The sequence below is a fragment of the Desulfatitalea alkaliphila genome, assembly GCF_022968795.1.
In the GTDB taxonomy this organism is placed as follows: Bacteria; Desulfobacterota; Desulfobacteria; order Desulfobacterales; family Desulfosarcinaceae; genus Desulfatitalea; species Desulfatitalea alkaliphila.
The window spans coordinates 1-15,780 of sequence record NZ_JALJRB010000006.1; the positions used below are offsets into that span (position 1 = coordinate 1).

At 63.0% G+C, this 15,780-nt stretch carries 12 protein-coding genes; 9 read left to right on the top strand and 3 right to left on the bottom strand.

The window, feature by feature from the left end; translation table 11 throughout:
- The first annotated feature begins 74 nt into the window (after positions 1–74).
- The 4 genes from MRX98_RS06930 (at position 75) to hisF (ending at position 6,408) form a co-directional block, all read left to right on the top strand.
- Positions 75–1,235, top strand: a complete 1,161-nt coding sequence (locus MRX98_RS06930) for an efflux RND transporter periplasmic adaptor subunit (RefSeq protein ID WP_246904320.1) — start codon at positions 75–77, stop codon at positions 1,233–1,235.
- Complete coding sequence (locus MRX98_RS06935) at positions 1,232–4,549, top strand: efflux RND transporter permease subunit (RefSeq protein ID WP_246904321.1); 3,318 nt, start codon at positions 1,232–1,234, stop codon at positions 4,547–4,549. Before MRX98_RS06930 ends, MRX98_RS06935 begins: the two co-directional genes overlap by 4 nt.
- 97 nt (positions 4,550–4,646) lie before the next feature.
- Complete coding sequence (locus MRX98_RS06940; RefSeq protein ID WP_246904324.1) at positions 4,647–5,612, top strand: GMP synthase (glutamine-hydrolyzing); 966 nt, start codon at positions 4,647–4,649, stop codon at positions 5,610–5,612.
- A 4-nt stretch (positions 5,613–5,616) separates the two neighbouring features.
- A complete protein-coding gene (gene hisF, locus MRX98_RS06945; protein WP_246904327.1) occupies positions 5,617–6,408 on the top strand; it encodes an imidazole glycerol phosphate synthase subunit HisF in 792 nt (263 codons plus the stop codon).
- Positions 6,409–6,424: 16 nt separating this feature from the next.
- On the opposite strand, the gene MRX98_RS06950 is transcribed toward hisF, so the two are convergent.
- Positions 6,425–8,377, bottom strand: a complete 1,953-nt coding sequence (locus MRX98_RS06950; RefSeq protein WP_246904329.1) for an acetoacetate--CoA ligase — start codon at positions 8,375–8,377, stop codon at positions 6,425–6,427.
- A 301-nt stretch (positions 8,378–8,678) separates the two neighbouring features.
- Here MRX98_RS06950 and MRX98_RS06955 point away from each other — a divergent pair, with 301 nt between their 5' ends.
- The 3 genes from MRX98_RS06955 (at position 8,679) to mobA (ending at position 11,606) form a co-directional block, all read left to right on the top strand.
- A complete protein-coding gene (locus MRX98_RS06955) occupies positions 8,679–9,899 on the top strand; it encodes a molybdopterin molybdotransferase MoeA (protein WP_246904331.1) in 1,221 nt (406 codons plus the stop codon).
- 82 nt (positions 9,900–9,981) lie between these two features.
- Positions 9,982–10,983 (top strand): GTP 3',8-cyclase MoaA, encoded by a 1,002-nt coding sequence (moaA, locus tag MRX98_RS06960; protein WP_246904334.1) that lies wholly within the window; start codon positions 9,982–9,984, stop codon positions 10,981–10,983.
- Between the two features lie 5 nt (positions 10,984–10,988).
- Complete coding sequence (gene mobA, locus MRX98_RS06965; RefSeq protein ID WP_246904337.1) at positions 10,989–11,606, top strand: molybdenum cofactor guanylyltransferase; 618 nt, start codon at positions 10,989–10,991, stop codon at positions 11,604–11,606.
- Positions 11,607–11,609: 3 nt separating this feature from the next.
- Here mobA and mobB read toward each other — a convergent pair whose 3' ends face one another.
- Positions 11,610–12,122 carry a molybdopterin-guanine dinucleotide biosynthesis protein B gene (gene mobB, locus MRX98_RS06970; protein WP_246904340.1) on the bottom strand — a complete coding sequence of 171 codons (513 nt, stop codon included), beginning with the start codon at positions 12,120–12,122 and terminating at the stop codon, positions 11,610–11,612.
- Positions 12,119–12,649, bottom strand: coding sequence for a universal stress protein (locus MRX98_RS06975; RefSeq protein WP_246904343.1), 531 nt, complete (start codon positions 12,647–12,649; stop codon positions 12,119–12,121). Before MRX98_RS06975 ends, mobB begins: the two co-directional genes overlap by 4 nt.
- 384 nt (positions 12,650–13,033) lie before the next feature.
- Here MRX98_RS06975 and lnt point away from each other — a divergent pair, with 384 nt between their 5' ends.
- Entirely contained in the window at positions 13,034–14,596 is a 1,563-nt protein-coding gene (gene lnt / locus MRX98_RS06980) for an apolipoprotein N-acyltransferase (protein ID WP_246904345.1), read from the top strand.
- Between the two features lie 83 nt (positions 14,597–14,679).
- Positions 14,680–15,778, top strand: a protein-coding gene (prfB, locus tag MRX98_RS06985) for a peptide chain release factor 2 (protein WP_246904349.1) whose coding sequence is annotated in 2 segments (ribosomal slippage) — positions 14,680–14,748 and positions 14,750–15,778 — 1,098 coding nt in all. Because the reading frame shifts where the segments join, the coding sequence is not laid out codon by codon here.
- Positions 15,779–15,780 lie beyond the last annotated feature (2 nt).

Below are 15,780 nucleotides of genomic sequence, written 5' to 3' on the forward strand. Positions count from 1 at the left end.
AAAGTTTTAAGCAAGGAATTCTGTCGGTTGGAGATGGTTGGGTGGTTCCTTTCTTTGCTTGTCTGGGGGGTGTGATGGGTCAGCGATATTGGGGGGTTTTGGTCGGGGTTTTGGTGTTGTTGGTGGGGTGCGGCGAGAAGATCGGGCCGGGGACCAGCGCGCCGGCGGAGCGGGAGGTGGTGCGGGCGCCGGTGGCCGAGGCGCGGGTCAGCCAGGAGCCCTTTCAATATGAGGCGGTGGCCACCATCAATGCCCGCACGGGCAGCACCATCGCGGCCAAGTTGCTGGGAACCGTGCAGGCGGTGCATGTGCGCCAGGGGGATCGCATCAAGGCCGGCGATTTGCTGGTGACCATCGATCCGCGCACCGTTTCGGCGCAGTTGGAACAGGCGCAGGCGGCCCTCAACGAGGCGCGTCGGGCCGAGACCTCGGCGCTTTCGGCGCGGGATGCGGCCGCCGCGGCCGCCGAACTGGCCGAGGGCACCTTCCGCCGTTACGAGCAATTGCGTGCCGAAAACTCGGTTTCCGACCAGGAGTTTGACGAGGTTCAATCCCGCTTCCGGCAGGCCCGGGCGACGCTGTCCCAAACCGAGGCCATGGTGGCGGCGGCCCGATCCCGGGTGCAGCAGGCCGAGGCGGCGTTGCGCCAAGCCGATGTGGCCCGCGGGGATGCCCGGGTAATGGCGCCTTATGATGGCCGGGTGGTCAACAAAATGGTCGAAGAGGGCGACATGGCCTCGCCGGGGACACCGTTGCTGACGGTGGAGCAGGAGGGGCTCTACTGTGCCGACCTGGTGCTGCCCGAGCGGCATATCCAGGCAGTGCGGGAGGGGATGGCGGCCACGGTGGTGGTGCCGGCCCTGGACAACATCGAGGTGGAGGGCACCGTGGGCCGCATCGTGCCGGCCGCCGACGCGCGCAGCCGCAGCTTCGAGATCAAGGTGGCCATGCCCGAAGGGCTGGATTTGAAAACCGGCATGTTCGCGCGGGTGCGCATCCCTCTGGGCGGAACGGGGGTATTGCTCGTGCCCGAAAGCGCCGTGCGGCAGGAAGGGCAGCTCACCGGCATTTTTGTCGTGGATGAAGAGATGGTCGCCCGTTTTCGGCTGGTGCGCATCGGCACCCGCTATGGTGACCGGGTGGAGGTGATTTCCGGCCTGGGCGAAGGGCAACGGTATGTGACCGAGGCGCCCCCGACCCTGCGGGACGGCATGCGGGTGGAGGCGATCCAATGAAGCAGCCGGGCATGGGCATGGCAGGCCGATTCGCACGTTTTTTCATCGACTCCAACTTGACGCCTTTGGTGGTGATCGCCTCCATCCTGTTGGGCATCGCCGCCGTGGTGGCGCTGCCGCGGGAAGAAGAACCCCAGATCATCGTCCCCATGATCGACATCTTCGTGCAGATGCCCGGCGCTTCCGCCGAGGAGGTGGCCGAGCGCATCACCGGCCCCATGGAGCGATTGTTGTGGGAAATCCCCGGGGTGGAGTATGTCTACACCACCTCCAGCCCGGGCATGAGCATGGCCGTCGTGCGGTTTTACGTGGGTGAGGACGAAGAAGATTCCATTGTGCGGCTGCAGTCCAAACTGATGGCCAACTACGACCGCATCCCGTGGGCCGCTTCACCGCCGTTGATCAAGCCGCGCTACATCGACGACGTGCCCATCCTGGCCCTCACCTTCTGGGGCGAGACGGCGGACCACTACCTGCTGCGCCGGGTGGCGGCGGAGATCGAAACCGTGGTCAAGGCCGAGCCGGACGTTTCCATCACCACCCTGATCGGCGGCACCCCGCGCCAGGTGCGGGTGCTGTTCGACCCGGTGCGCCTGGCGGCGAGCGGTATCGACCTGAACCGGGCGGCCGTCATGGTGACGGCCGCCAACCAGGCCGCCGCGGCCGGCGCCTTTCCTTCCCTGCGGGGCGAAGTGCCCGTGGATGTGGGCGGGTTTCTGGAGACCCGCCAGGACGTGGAGCGGGTGGTGTTGGGCATTTTTGACGGGCGACCGGTTTATGTTCAGGACGTGGCCAAGGTGGTGGACGGACCGGCCGAGCCGGATCAATATGTGTTCTTCGGCACCGGTCCGGCCGCCGGCGACAAGGCTATCGAACAGAGTGGACGCTTTGCGGCGGTGACCCTTTCGGTGGCCAAGCGCAAGGGCACTAACGCCACCGATGTGGCCGACCGTGTGTTGGCGCGTATCGACACGGTGCGCGGCAGCAAGCTGCCGGACAATATCCAGATGACCATCACGCGCAACTACGGCGAGACGGCCCGGGAAAAGTCCAACGAGCTGCTCTGGCACATGCTCGCCGCCGTGGTATCCGTGACCTTGCTGATCTGGCTGGTGTTGGGCCGGCGCGAGGCCGGGGTGGTGGCCCTGGCCATCCCGGTCACCCTGGCCCTGACCATGGCCGTATTTTATCTCTATGGCTACACCCTCAATCGCATCACCCTGTTCGCCCTGATCTTCTCCATCGGGATTCTGGTGGACGACGCCATCGTGGTGGTGGAGAACGTGGTGCGCCACTTCCGGTTGCCGGAGAACAAAGGGCGCAATCGTTTCCAGGTGACCATCGAGGCGGTGGACGAAGTGGGCAACCCCACCATCCTGGCCACCCTCGCGGTGATCGCCGCCATTCTGCCCATGGCCTTCGTGGGTGGCTTGATGGGCCCCTACATGCGCCCCATTCCCGTCGGCGCATCGGCGGCCATGGTTTTTTCCCTGCTGATCGCCTTCATCGTCACCCCCTGGGCCTCGGTGCGCCTGCTCAAGGCGGAGGGGCACGGCGGCGCCGGACCCGGCGGCGCGGGGGGCGAGGCGGCCATCCCGGAGGATGGCTTCGGCCCCGGGCGCGATAACGAGGATTGGACCACCCGGCTTTATCGCAAGGTGATGGTGCCCCTGCTGCACGACGCCCGCTGGCGCTGGGGCTTCATCGTCTCCCTGGTGGTGCTGCTGGTAGTGGCCATGGCCCTGGTGCCCTTGGGATTCGTGGGCGTCAAAATGCTGCCTTTCGACAACAAGAGCGAGTTCCAGGTGATCATCGACATGCCCGAGGACGCCACCTTGGAAACCACCACCGCGGCGGCCAAGGAGATGGCCGATTACCTGGCCGGCGTCAACGAGGTGACCGATTACCAGATTCACGTGGGCACCAGCGGGCCCTTCAATTTCAACGGCATGGTGCGCCACTACTACCTGCGCCAGGCGCCTTACCAGGCTGACATCCAGGTGAACCTGGTGAATCGTCACCGGCGCAAGCAACAGAGCCACGATATCGCCGTGCGGGTGAGGCCGGCGTTGACGGAGATCGCCCGGCGCCACGGCGCCCGAATCAAGGTGGCCGAAGTGCCTCCCGGGCCGCCGGTCATCTCGACCCTGGTGGCCGAAGTCTACGGCCCCGATTATGAGCGCCAGCGGGAATTGGCCCGCCAGGTCGTGCAGATCTTCGAAGAGACCGCGGATGTGGTGGATGTGGATTGGCTCATGGAGGGCGATTACCCGCGCTACGTGCTGGATATCGATCGGGAACAGGCGGCCCTGCACGGCATCACGGTGATGCAGATCGCCGATACGCTCCAACTCGCTTTGGACGGCCGCCAGGTGGGACTGCTGCATCAGCCGAGGGAGCGGGAGGATGTGCCGGTGATCCTGCGTCTGCCCCTGGCCGACCGGGCGGACATCCAGCGGCTGCAAGCCATCAAGATGCAGTCGGCCGTCGGTGAGCTGGTGCCCTTGGATGCCCTGGTCCGGGTGCGGGAAGCCGCTCGCGAGAAAAGCATCCATCACAAAAACCTGATGCCGGTGGTCTATGTGATCGGCGAGGTGGCCGGTGAAAAGGAGAGCCCGGTTTACGCCATCCTGGAAATGCAACGCAAGATCGCCGCCATCGATTTGCCGGAAGGGTATGAAATCGCCCAGCACACCGCGGCCCAGCCCAAAACCGACCGCCGGTTGGCCATCAAGTGGGACGGCGAATGGCATATCACCTACGAGGTGTTTCGCGACCTGGGTATCGCCTTCGGCGTGGTGTTGATCCTGATCTTCGTGCTGGTGGTGGGTTGGTTTCAATCCTTTACCACCCCTCTGGTCATCATGGTGGCCATTCCCTTCTCCCTGATCGGCATTCTGCCGGCCCACTGGGCCATGGGCACCTTCTTTTCGGCCACCTCCATGATCGGCTTCATCGCCGGGGCCGGCATCGTGGTGCGCAACTCCATCATTCTGGTGGACTTCATCGAGTTGCGCCTGCGCCAGGGCATGCCCCTGGACGAGGCGGTGGTGGATGCCGGCGCCGTTCGTTTCAGACCCATGATGCTCACCGCCGCCGCCCTGGTGGTGGGCGCCGTCGTCATCCTCTTCGATCCCATTTTTCAGGGGCTGGCGCTCTCCCTGATGGCCGGCGAGGTGGCCTCCTTGCTCTTTTCGCGCATGGCGGTGCCGGTTTTCTACTACATGGACAAACGTTGGGAGTTTGCCCATGGGCACAGCGTGACGCGCCGGGACAGCTTCGCCGAAGCGGCCGAAAGCGACCGCCAAAGCTAGGATTGCACCCTTGGCCGATCCCTGCTAAAGGAGGTCCCGAACAGTAACCGGGGGGTGCCCGGCGCACCCCCGATCCCACCAGAGAGGATTGCAGCGAATGGATATTCAGGAAATCAAACAGGACGCCCTGGATCCGGAGGCGTTCATCAAGGCCCAGTGCGACGTCATTGGCAAGACGGTGGGTGACGGTACGGCGGTCAACGCCCTTTCGGGAGGCGTGGACTCATCAGTGGTCACCATGCTGGCCCACCGCGCTCTGGGGGACCGGTTGAAAACCTTCTTCATCGACAACGGCCTGATGCGCGAAGGTGAACCGCAGCGGGTGGTGGACATTCTGCAGCAATGCGGCGCGCCGGTGACACTGGTGGATGCCCGGGACGAATTCTTCGCCGCCCTCAAGGGCAAGACGGACCCGGAAGAGAAGCGCCAGGCGATCACGGATACCTTCTACAAGGCGGTGTTTTCCCGCCTGGTCAAGCAGAGTGGCGCCAAGCATCTGCTGCAGGGCACCATTTACACCGACGTGGAGGAGACGGTGGCCGGCATCAAACGGCAGCACAACATCCTGGCCCAGCTCGGGATCGACACGGCCAAAGAGTATGGCTACACCGTGATCGAGCCGCTGATCCAGCTTCGCAAACCGGCCGTGCGGACCGTGGGGCGGGCACTGGGGTTGCCGGACGAGATCACCAACCGTCCGCCCTTTCCGGGGCCGGCCCTGGTGGCCAGAGTGATCGGGGAGGCCACCCCGGAACGCATCGCCCTGGTGCGCAAGGCCACCGTGGTGCTGGAAGAGGAACTGGCCGACGTCGACGCCTTCCAGTACATGGCCATTTTGCACAACGACCGCATTCCGGGCATGCGCGACGGCAAGCGGGACTATGGGCTGCAGATCGAAGTGCGCTGCTGGGACAGCCGCGATGCCCGCACCGCCACGCCCACCCATCTGCCCTTCGATCTGCTGGAACGATTGGCCGGGCGCATGACCAGCGAAGTGCGCGGTGTGGTCAGCGTCACCTACAACATCGCATCCAAACCCCCATCCACCATGGAGGCCGTGTAACCTCATGACTGCAAGCACTGACCAAAAAACGATTCGCATCATGCCGTGCCTGGACATGCAAAACGGGCGGGTGGTCAAAGGGGTGCAATTTGTCGACATCAAGGATGCCGGCGACCCGGTGGCCTGTTGTCAAGCCTACTGCGCCGCCGGCGCCGATGAGCTGGCCCTGCTGGACATCACCGCCACGGTGGAGGGGCGGGCGACCCTGCTGGCAGTGGTCCGGCAGGTGGCCGAGGCGGCAACGGTGCCTTTTACGGTGGGTGGCGGCATCAAGGATGTGGCCGCCGCCGAGGCGGTTCTGGCCGCCGGGGCCGACAACATTTCGGTCAGCAGCGCCGCTTTTCGCAAGCCGGAGGTGATTGCCGAAATGGTCAAAGCCTTCGGCCCCGAGCGCGTGACGGTGGCCGTGGACGCGGCCGTCAACCAGGCGCTGCCGTCGGGCTACGAGGTGTTCATCGACGGGGGGCGCACGGCCACCGGCGCCGATGCCGTGGAGTGGATCAAGCGCATCGACGGTTACGGCGTGGGCGCCATTCTGCCCACCAGCAAAACCACCGACGGTGTCAAGACCGGTTACGACCTGCCGCTGATCCGCAAAACCCGGGCCGCCACCGCGGCCGACGTGGTCGCCTCGGGCGGGGCCGGCACCATGGAACACTTCTACGCGGCGGCGCAGGCCGGGGCCGACATTCTACTGGCCGCTTCGGTGTTTCATTTCAACATCATCGCCATCCCCGAACTGAAGCAATACCTGGCGTCGCGGGGCATTGCCGTCCAGGCCCGGCCCGGAGCTTGAAAATGGAGGCCTCGGATCAAGTGTGCAGCTCCGGCAGGCTGCCGTAGAAATCCAGCACCTCGGGATTCATGAGCGCGTCGCGGTTGGCGATGGGTTGGCCGTGGATGGTCTTGCGCACGGCGATCTCCACCTTCTTCATGTTCAGGGTGTAGGGGATGCCGGGCACGGCGACGATCTTGGCCGGCACGTGCCGCGGCGAGGCATTGTCGCGAATGGCCGTTTTGATGCGTTGCTTTAAATCCTCGGTCAGCGCGTAACCGGGATTGAGTTTGACAAACAGAATCACCCGCACGTCGTCCTGCCACTGCTGGCCGATGACGACGCTGTCCTCGACGGCCTCGATTGCCTCCACCTGGCGGTAGATTTCGGCCGTGCCGATGCGCACGCCGCCCGGATTGAGGGTGGCGTCGGAGCGGCCGTAAATCACCACCCCGCCCCGCTCGTTGATCGAAATGAAATCGCCGTGGCGCCAGATGCCGGGATATTTGTCGAAATAGGCGGCATGGTATTTGGCACCTTCGGGGTCGTCCCAGAAGTAGATGGGCATGGAAGGAAAGGGCGCCGTGCACACCAGTTCGCCCTTGCGATTGATGACCGGTTCACCCGCTTCGTCGAAGGCCAGCACCTTCATGCCCAATCCCCGGCCCTGAAGCTCGCCGGCGTAGACCGGGGTCATGGGATTGCCCAGGGCGAAGCACCCGTTGAGGTCCGATCCCCCCGATATGGAGGACAACTGCACATCCTGCTTGATGTGACTGTACACATAGGCGAAGTTCTCCTCCGTAAGAGGCGATCCGGTGGAGAGGATGGTGCGCAGGGCGTTCAAGGGGTATGCCGCGCCGATCTCGGCATTCAGGTTCTGCAGGGCGGCGATGTAACCCGCGCTGGTGCCGAAGACGGTGATGCCCTCCTCTTCGGCCATGCGCCACAGGGCTTCGTGGTCGGGGTGGAAGGGATTGCCGTCGTAGAGCACGATGGTGGCCCCGGTGGCCAGTGCGCTGACCAGCCAGTTCCACATCATCCAACCGCAGGAGGTGTAGTAGAAGATGGTGTCCTTGCGTCCCATGTCGGTGTGCAGCAGCATCTCCTTGAGCTGGTTGATCAACACACCGCCCACGCTCTGCACCATGCATTTGGGCAGGCCGGTGGTGCCCGAGGAGTACATGATGTAAAGGGGGTGGTTGAAGGGCACCTGGACGAAGGGAAGGGTCGCCTCGGGTCGGGCGGGGGCGAAGTTCGCGAGCAGCACGCCGTTGGGAACGCCGGCGATGTCCGGCGCGGCATCGATGAACGGCACCACCACCACCTTCTCCACCGAGGGCAGCGCGCCGGCGATGGTGCGGATGCGGGCCAGGGCGTCGAAGCGTTTGCCTTTGAAAGTGTAACCGTCGGCGGTGAACAGGACCCGGGGGGCGATCTGGCCGAAGCGATCCAGCACGCTCTGGATACCGAAGTCGGGCGAGCAGGAGGACCAGGTGGCCCCCAGGGCGGTGGCCGCCAGCATGGCGATCACCGTTTCGGGAATATTGGGCATGAAGCCCACCACCCGGTCGCCGGGCCCGATCCCCTGGTCTTGCAGGGCAAGGGCCAGATCGCGCACCCGGTCGTGCAACTCGCGGTAGGAGAGCCGCACCGGCGGTCGGCTTTCGCAGCGCGCGACAATGGCCGGATGATCGTCCCGGTGGGCGAGCAGATTTTCGGCAAAATTGAGGGTGCTGCCCGGAAACCACTGCGCACCGGGCATTTTGTTCAAATCGTCCACCACCTTTTCGTAGGGCCGGTGCAAACGGATATCGGCAAAGGTCAGAAAAGTTTCCCAGAAAGCGGGAAGGTTGTCCACGGACCACTTGTACAGCTCGCTGTAACGGGTCATGCTGCCATTGAAGCGTTGGTTGACGATTTGCATGAAAGCCGCCATGTTGGATGCGGCAACACGTTCCGACGATGGCGTCCAAAGCAGTCGGCCCATATTGGTCTCCCTTTGGTTGCGCGTTCGGTGGATGGGTGGGAACAATTAAAACGAGGGTGTATCAACCCACTATACTAAACGGAAAAGCACCATGTGTCGAGAAAAGAATAAAATACCAAATCTACCCCACACCCCACCCCCACCATCTCCAATCGACAGAATACCTTCACTTAAAACTTAAAACTTTAAACTTAAAACTGCCCGCCAGGGCCTCGACAGGATACCTTCACTGAAAACTCTTAACACTGTATTCAACCCGAACACCCATTGTATAGCTCTGCCTAACGTGGCATAAGGCGACATGGCGATTTCGGATGACATAGGATTCGGCGAGGCGCTGTCCCTGGTAACGGATCATATCGCGCCGCTGGCGGAAGAGGTCGTGCCGTTGGCCGAGGCCCGGGATCGGGTCACCGCACGGGCGATCATCGCGGCGGTGGATTCGCCTTCCGTTGACGCCGCCTTGAAGGATGGCTATGCTGTGCGATCAGCCGATGTGGCCGGCGCCGGTGCCGATCATCCCGTGCGGTTGGCCTTGGGGGGCTCGGCGGCGGCGGGCGATAAGCCCGGCACCCTTCGGATCGCGTCCGGAACCGCTGCTCGCGTGCTCACCGGCGCCCCCCTTCCCGACGGCGCCGATGCGGTGGTTTCCGAAGAGTTTGCGCTGCCGGACGATCAGGCCGTTGTGCTGTGTCGTGATGCCGAAGCGGGCCGCAATGTGTTGGCGCGAGGCAGCGACGTGACCCGCGGACAGGTGGCGGCACCCGAGGGTGTACGGCTCACGCCGGGGCGGATCGGCCTGCTGGCGGCCGCCGGCTGCCACCGGTTGCATGTGGTCCGGCGGCCGGTGGTGGCCGTTCTGGCGACGGGGGACGAGGTGGTCGCCCCCGGCGCGCCTTTGCCTGCCGGTAAGCTTTACGCCAGCAACATGGCTGCTCTGGACGCTTGGTGCCGGCGTTTCGGTTGGCCGACCCGGCTGCAAATCGTCGGCGATGATCCCGGCGCGCTGCGCGCGGCTGTGCTCGCCCTGATGAGCGAGGCCGACGTTTTGCTGACCAGCGGCGGGGCTTGGCGCGGTGATCGGGATTGGATGGTGCGCATCCTCGAGGGGCTCGGATGGCGGCAAGTGTTTCACCGTGTGCGCATGGGGCCGGGCAAGGCGACCGGATTCGGGCTGTTGGGCGACAAGCCGGTGTTCGTGCTGCCCGGTGGACCGCCTTCCAACTGGATGGGGTTCCTTCAGTTGGCCTTGCCGGGCTTGCGCCGCCTGGCCGGTTGGGCAAACCCCACCCTTGACCTTGCCGCGGCCCGTTCGGCGCGAACGGTAACGGGGCGGGATCCCACATGGACCCAGTTTGTCACCGGCGTGATCGACGGCCGGCGGGACGGGGCCCGGTTCGACACATTGCGCCACTTGAGCCGTTTGCATGATTTGGCCGCGGCCAACGCCGTGATATGCCTCCCCGAAGGCCGATCCCGCATCGCGGCCGGCGAATGGGTGACGGTGCAATTGTTGCCCTGAATCCGGGCGGAACACGGATGATGTTCCATTCGATGGACCGTTGCAAGGCTGTCCATGAAATCGATGCAGCAGGAAGTCAACGATGACGGATAGAAAAGAAAAAGTGCTCTTGGACGGCTGCAAACGTCCGGTTAGCTATATGCGGGTTTCGGTGACCGATCGCTGCAATCTGCGCTGTCGCTACTGCATGACCCACCAGACCCGCTGGTTGCCCAGGGACCAGGTGCTGACCCTGGAGGAGATTCTGCGGGTGGTGCGCATTGCAGTGGATGCCGGTATCACCAAGGTGCGCCTGACCGGCGGTGAGCCCTTGCACCGCAAAGGGGTACTGGGGTTGGTGGAGCGGGTGAGCCGCTTGGAGGGGCTGCAGGATCTCTCCCTGACCACCAACGGTACCTTGCTGGCCGAGAAGGCGCGCGCCCTGCGCCGGGCGGGGCTGCGGCGCGTCAATATCAGCCTGGACACCCTGGACGCCGAGATGTTCCACCGCCTGACTGGCGCCGACCTGTTCGAACGGGTCTGGCAGGGCATCATGGCCGCCGCCGATGAAGGTTTCGCGCCGGTGAAAATCAACACCGTGGTCATGCGCGACTTCAACGCCGCGCAGCTCGAACGGTTGGCCGATCTGTCCCGGCAATACCCATTCCACATCCGCTTCATCGAATACATGCCCATCGGCATCGATCCCCACGAATCCGATGATCGGTTCATGCCCATGACCGAGGTGCGGCAACGCCTGGAGCGCATGGGGCCGCTGGAGCCCATCGCCAACGGGCCATCGGACGGTCCCGCGGCCCGCTTCCGCTTTGTCGGGGCGCCCGGCGAAGTCGGTTTCATCGGGGCCATGAGCCACCATTTTTGCAGTCGCTGCAATCGTATCCGCTTGACCGCCGACGGCCATTTGCGCCCCTGTCTCTTGTCCGACGAGCAGGTGGACGTGATCTCCACCTTGCGCCGTGGCGGCACGGATGCCGATATCCGCGATCTGATCGTTGCGACCCTGGCCCACAAAGGCAGTGAGCACCACCTCCGTTTTTGCGGCAACAGGATGGTCCGAACTCGAATGGTCTCCATCGGAGGATAGGGGCGATGGCCCACCCATCGCTGCAAACCCGCTGTTGTGCCGTTATCCTGGCCGGCGGACGCAACACCCGCATGGCGGGGCGCAACAAAGCCTTTCTGAAGGTGGGGGGGCGAACCATCCTGGAACGGATGATCGCCATTTTGACGCCCTTGCTGGGACGGCCCCTGCTGGTGACCCGCCAGCCGGAGCTGTACGCACCATATCCCGTGCGGGTGGTCGAGGACATCCATCCGGCGCGCTCCTCCCTGACCGGCATCCACGCCGGCCTGGTGCATACCGCCACCGAGTATGCCTTCGTGGTGCCTTGCGATGCGCCTTTTTTGCGGCCGACCTTGGTGGAGGCCTTGTTGGCGGAGATCACACCGGCGGTGGATGTGGTGGTGCCGTGGGTCAACGGCTTCTACGAGCCGCTGTGCGCCATATATGCCAAGCGTTGTTTGCCGGCCATCGAGGCGCGGTTGCGCCGGGGCGCGTTCAAGATCACCGGATTCTACGACCAGGTGCGCGTCAAAACCGTGAGCGCCGAAAAGCTGCAAAGCGCCGACGGTCGGATGGCATCCTTTTTCAACGTCAATACCCCCGACGCGCTGGAAGCCTCACGGGATTTGCTCGAAGAGGATTAGTCGCTATCCTTTGATGAACCGCTGTTCGAGGAAATCGGCCACAGCCGCCGCGGCGTCGATGTCGAACCGCGGTACCCCGAGGTCCACCGCGACATCGGAAACCAAGGCCACCAGGCTGCCCGGTTGCGCCTTGGTGTGCAGGGGCGCCGGATGGATGGTGTGCCGGAAAATTTCGACTTTCGGCTTGTTTTCCTTTTTATAGCCCTCGGTCAGCACGACATCCATGTCGATCATGAAACGCTGGACGATCTCGTCCAGGGCCATCTCCTCCTCTCGATCCTGGATCATGGCGATCTTGCGTGGGGAGGAGATGACCACCGTCCCGGCGCCGGCCTGTTTGTGGCGCCAGGTGTCCTTGCCTTCGTGATCGATGTCGAAGCCGTGGGCGTCGTGCTTGACCGTGCCCACGCGGTACCCCCTGCGCCGCAACTCGGCAATCAACTTCTCCAGGAAGGTGGTTTTGCCGGCATTTTTTCTGCTGACGAAGGAAACGACAGGGGGCGCCGGGTGGATCAAGCTTCGTCCTCTTTGCGCGGCGGCACGAACAAGACCGGGATCTTGGCCTTGCGCATCACCCCTTTGACCACCGAACCCATGGAGTTGTTCTTCAGAAAACCCTTGCGGGCGCCGATCACGATCAGATCACATTCATAACGGTCGGCCTGGGACAGCACTTCGGTCTTCACATCCCCTTCGGCCACCACGATCTGGTGGGCGCGCAGGCCGCTGTTGAGTTCCTTCAGGCCGGCTTCCTCGCAGTACTGGCGCAAGGCGGTGTGCAGCAGACTTTCGGAGGACATCTTGCCGATCAACGCTTGGCGGGCGTCCTGTTGGTGCTCTTCGGCCAGGGCGGCATACTTTTCAGGCCCCAGCACAGCCCGCAAGTGCTCCTCGACGTGCATGGGCACGTCCCGGTCGATCACATGCAAAAGCACCAGCTCGGCTTGATACTTGGCGGACAGGGCGATGGCCGCTTCGAAGGCCGCCCGGCAGCTCGGGGACAGATTGGTGGCGAACAAAATGGTATTGATCTTTTCAAACATGGCTTTGAATTCCTTTCAGCAAACTGTCATCACAGGCAATATGAATATGGATGCGTTCCCGGGGCACGGAACGAGGTTGCGAAGTGCTCGGTCTGGTTCACCGGAAAATACCTTTTACGGCCCATCGCCGCCTTAAGAGGTGCGCAGGTTGCAGAATCGCTAGGATCATGATGCGAACCGTACCGAATGGTTACCCAATGACCACACCTTCATTTAAATCGCATGCCGTGCTGTATCTGTCAAATCCAAAAGCGGCAACGCAACTGAAATGACTATCGATTGATCTGTTTTAGAGGTTTGTGCGGTCCGCCAGGTATGATATAGCCACCCCTTACGCGCTCGGGCGCCATTCAAACGAACAGTCCCTCGGCAGGTGTGGACAGGATGCGGTCTCTCGACAAACAACGGATAATCCCCTATGCACTGGCCTTGATCAGTGGCTTGTTGCTGGTGGCGGTCTTCCCCAAAATCGATCAGGGGTGGGTGGCATGGTTCGCACTGGTGCCCTTGCTGCTGGTTTTGCGCAAGGCAGGTCCCGGGGTCGGCTTTCGTTTGGGTTTGACCTGCGGTTTGGTCCACTACCTGGGGGTCACCTATTGGACCGCCTACAGCATGCGGACATACGGCCACTTGCCCATGGTCCAGTCGATATTCGTGCTCGTGCTGTTGGCCGGGATCCTGGCCCTGTTTACGGCCCTGTTTGCCCTGGCCGTTTGTCGTCTGAATCGCCGGCCGTGGTTGTTTCTACTTGTGGCGCCGGCTGCCTGGACGGTCCTGGAGTGGCTGCGTTCCTGGGTTTTTACCGGTTTTCCCTGGGCACTGCTCGGTTACAGCCAATACAACCGCCTGTGGCTCGTTCAGGTGGCGGATCTGTTCGGGGTGTACGGCCTCTCCTTTCTGATCGTTGCCGCCAACGCCGTTTTGACCTTGGCGCTGCTGCGCTGGGTCGAAAAATCGTGGCACGGCCATGAGGCGAGCCGCGCGCTGGTGGTGCGGTCGTTGGTGGTGTTGCCGGTGTGCCTGACGGCGGCCGTGGGATACGGCATGCTGCGGGTCAAGACGATGGACCGGCTGGCGGCGGACGCTACTCCGGTGCGGGTGGCGTTGGTGCAAGGCAATGTGGATCAGTCCATCAAATGGGACACCACTTTCCAGATGCTCACAACGGTCAAGTATCGCACCCTCTCGCTGCAGGCCGCCGAAGAGGGGGTGGATCTGATCATCTGGCCCGAAACCGCCACCCCGTTCTACCTCTACCGCGATACCCTGCTCAGCGACATGGTGGTCCAGGGGGTGCGAACGGCCGGCACCCATTTCATCATCGGAAGCCCCAGGGTGGAAATCGATGGCGACATCCACCGCTACTACAACAGCGCCTATCTGATCGACCCGCAGGGGGAGGCGCTGGATCGTTACGACAAGGTGCACCTGGTGCCCTTCGGCGAATACGTCCCTTTGCAACGCTGGCTGTCCTTTGCGGGTAAAATGGTGCAGCATGTGAGCGACTTCCATCCCGGCGACCGGGGCAATGCCCTGATGTGGGAAGATCGGCCCATCGGCATGCTCATTTGCTATGAAATTATTTTTCCCGCCCTGTCCAGGGCCATGGTGCGCAACGGCGGGCAACTGCTGGTCAATATCACCAACGACGCCTGGTTCGGCCGCACCGCCGCCCCTTACCAGCACTTTGCCATGGCCGTGTTGCGCAGCGTGGAAAACCGGCGCTATCTGGCCCGCTCCGCCAACACCGGCATCAGCGGGTTCATCGATCCCTGCGGCCGCATCCTGGCGACCACCGAGCTGTACACCGATGCCATCCTGACCGGTGAAGTCAAGCTGCTCGATGGGTTGTCCCATTACAGCCGCTGGGGGGACTGGCCCTTGATGGGGCTCTGTGGCGGGCTGCTGGTGCTGGCTGTGGGGCGGCAGCGGCGTTCCGCGAGGTGAGTGCCCGGGTTGTCGGCTGACATTCGCCCGTTAATGCGCTATAATTCGAATCCAATGTTCCTGACCAATAAGGAGGTGCCGTCATGTCCACCGATATCAAACAGTCCTTGAAAAATCTGCGTACCAAAATGCTCCAGATCGGAGACTCTCTTTGACATAGAGGCCAAACGCAATCGCTTGAAGGAGCTGGACAGCATCATCGCCAAGGACGGTTTCTGGGACAATCCCGACGACGCCACGCCGCTGCTCAAGGAGCGCACGTTTCTTGCCGGTCGGCTGGAGACCTACGAGGCACTGCAAAATGATCTGGAAGACAATGCCTTGCTGGCCGAAATGGCGGCGGAAGAGGAGGACAGCCAAACCCTTGCCGACATCGAGAACCAGCTCGAATCGCTGGAGCTGCGGCTGCACGCCTTTTCCCTCGAGATGATGCTCGACGGCGAGCAGGATGCCAACAACGCCATCGTTTCCATCAATGCCGGGGCCGGCGGCACCGATGCCCAGGATTGGGCCGAGATGCTGCTGCGCATGTATTTGCGATGGGCCGAACAGCGCAATTATGCCACCGACATTCTCGATCTGCAGCCCGGGGATGAAGCCGGCATCAAAAGCACCACCTTCACGGTCAAGGGCGAGAACGCCTTCGGTTACTTGAAGGCTGAAAGCGGGGTCCATCGCCTGGTGCGCATTTCGCCTTACAACGCCAGCGGCAAGCGTCAGACCTCCTTCGCCTCCGTTTTTGTCTATCCCGAACTGGACAGCCGGATCGTGATCCAGGTCGATGAGAAAGACCTGCGCATCGACACCTACCGCGCCAGCGGGGCCGGGGGGCAGCATGTGAACAAGACCTCCAGCGCGGTGCGCATCACCCACCTGCCCACCGGCATCGTGGTGCAGTGCCAGCAGGAAAAGTCCCAGCACCGCAACAAGGAGATGGCCATGAAGGTGCTGCAGGCGCGGCTCTATCAGGCCGAGAAGCAGAAACAGGATGCCGAGCTGCAGCAGCTGCATGACAACAAGGACGACATCGCCTGGGGCAGCCAGATCCGCTCCTACGTGCTGCACCCCTACCAGATGGTCAAGGACCACCGCATCAACATGGAGATCGGTAACGTGAACAGCGTGCTGGACGGCAATCTCGATCCGTTGATCGAGGGAGTGTTGCTGGCGGGCGCGGGATGATC

Excerpts from the sequence above, each read along its gene's own strand:
- MRX98_RS06930 (WP_246904320.1), top strand. The coding sequence starts at position 75 with ATGGGTCAGCGATATTGGGGGGTTTTGGTCGGGGTTTTGGTGTTGTTG.
- MRX98_RS06935 (WP_246904321.1), top strand. The coding sequence starts at position 1,232 with ATGAAGCAGCCGGGCATGGGCATGGCAGGCCGATTCGCACGTTTTTTC.
- MRX98_RS06940 (WP_246904324.1), top strand. The coding sequence starts at position 4,647 with ATGGATATTCAGGAAATCAAACAGGACGCCCTGGATCCGGAGGCGTTC.
- hisF (WP_246904327.1), top strand. The coding sequence starts at position 5,617 with ATGACTGCAAGCACTGACCAAAAAACGATTCGCATCATGCCGTGCCTG.
- MRX98_RS06950 (WP_246904329.1), bottom strand. The coding sequence starts at position 8,377 with ATGGGCCGACTGCTTTGGACGCCATCGTCGGAACGTGTTGCCGCATCC.
- MRX98_RS06955 (WP_246904331.1), top strand. The coding sequence starts at position 8,679 with ATGGCGATTTCGGATGACATAGGATTCGGCGAGGCGCTGTCCCTGGTA.
- moaA (WP_246904334.1), top strand. The coding sequence starts at position 9,982 with ATGACGGATAGAAAAGAAAAAGTGCTCTTGGACGGCTGCAAACGTCCG.
- mobA (WP_246904337.1), top strand. The coding sequence starts at position 10,989 with ATGGCCCACCCATCGCTGCAAACCCGCTGTTGTGCCGTTATCCTGGCC.
- MRX98_RS06975 (WP_246904343.1), bottom strand. The coding sequence starts at position 12,649 with ATGTTTGAAAAGATCAATACCATTTTGTTCGCCACCAATCTGTCCCCG.
- lnt (WP_246904345.1), top strand. The coding sequence starts at position 13,034 with ATGCGGTCTCTCGACAAACAACGGATAATCCCCTATGCACTGGCCTTG.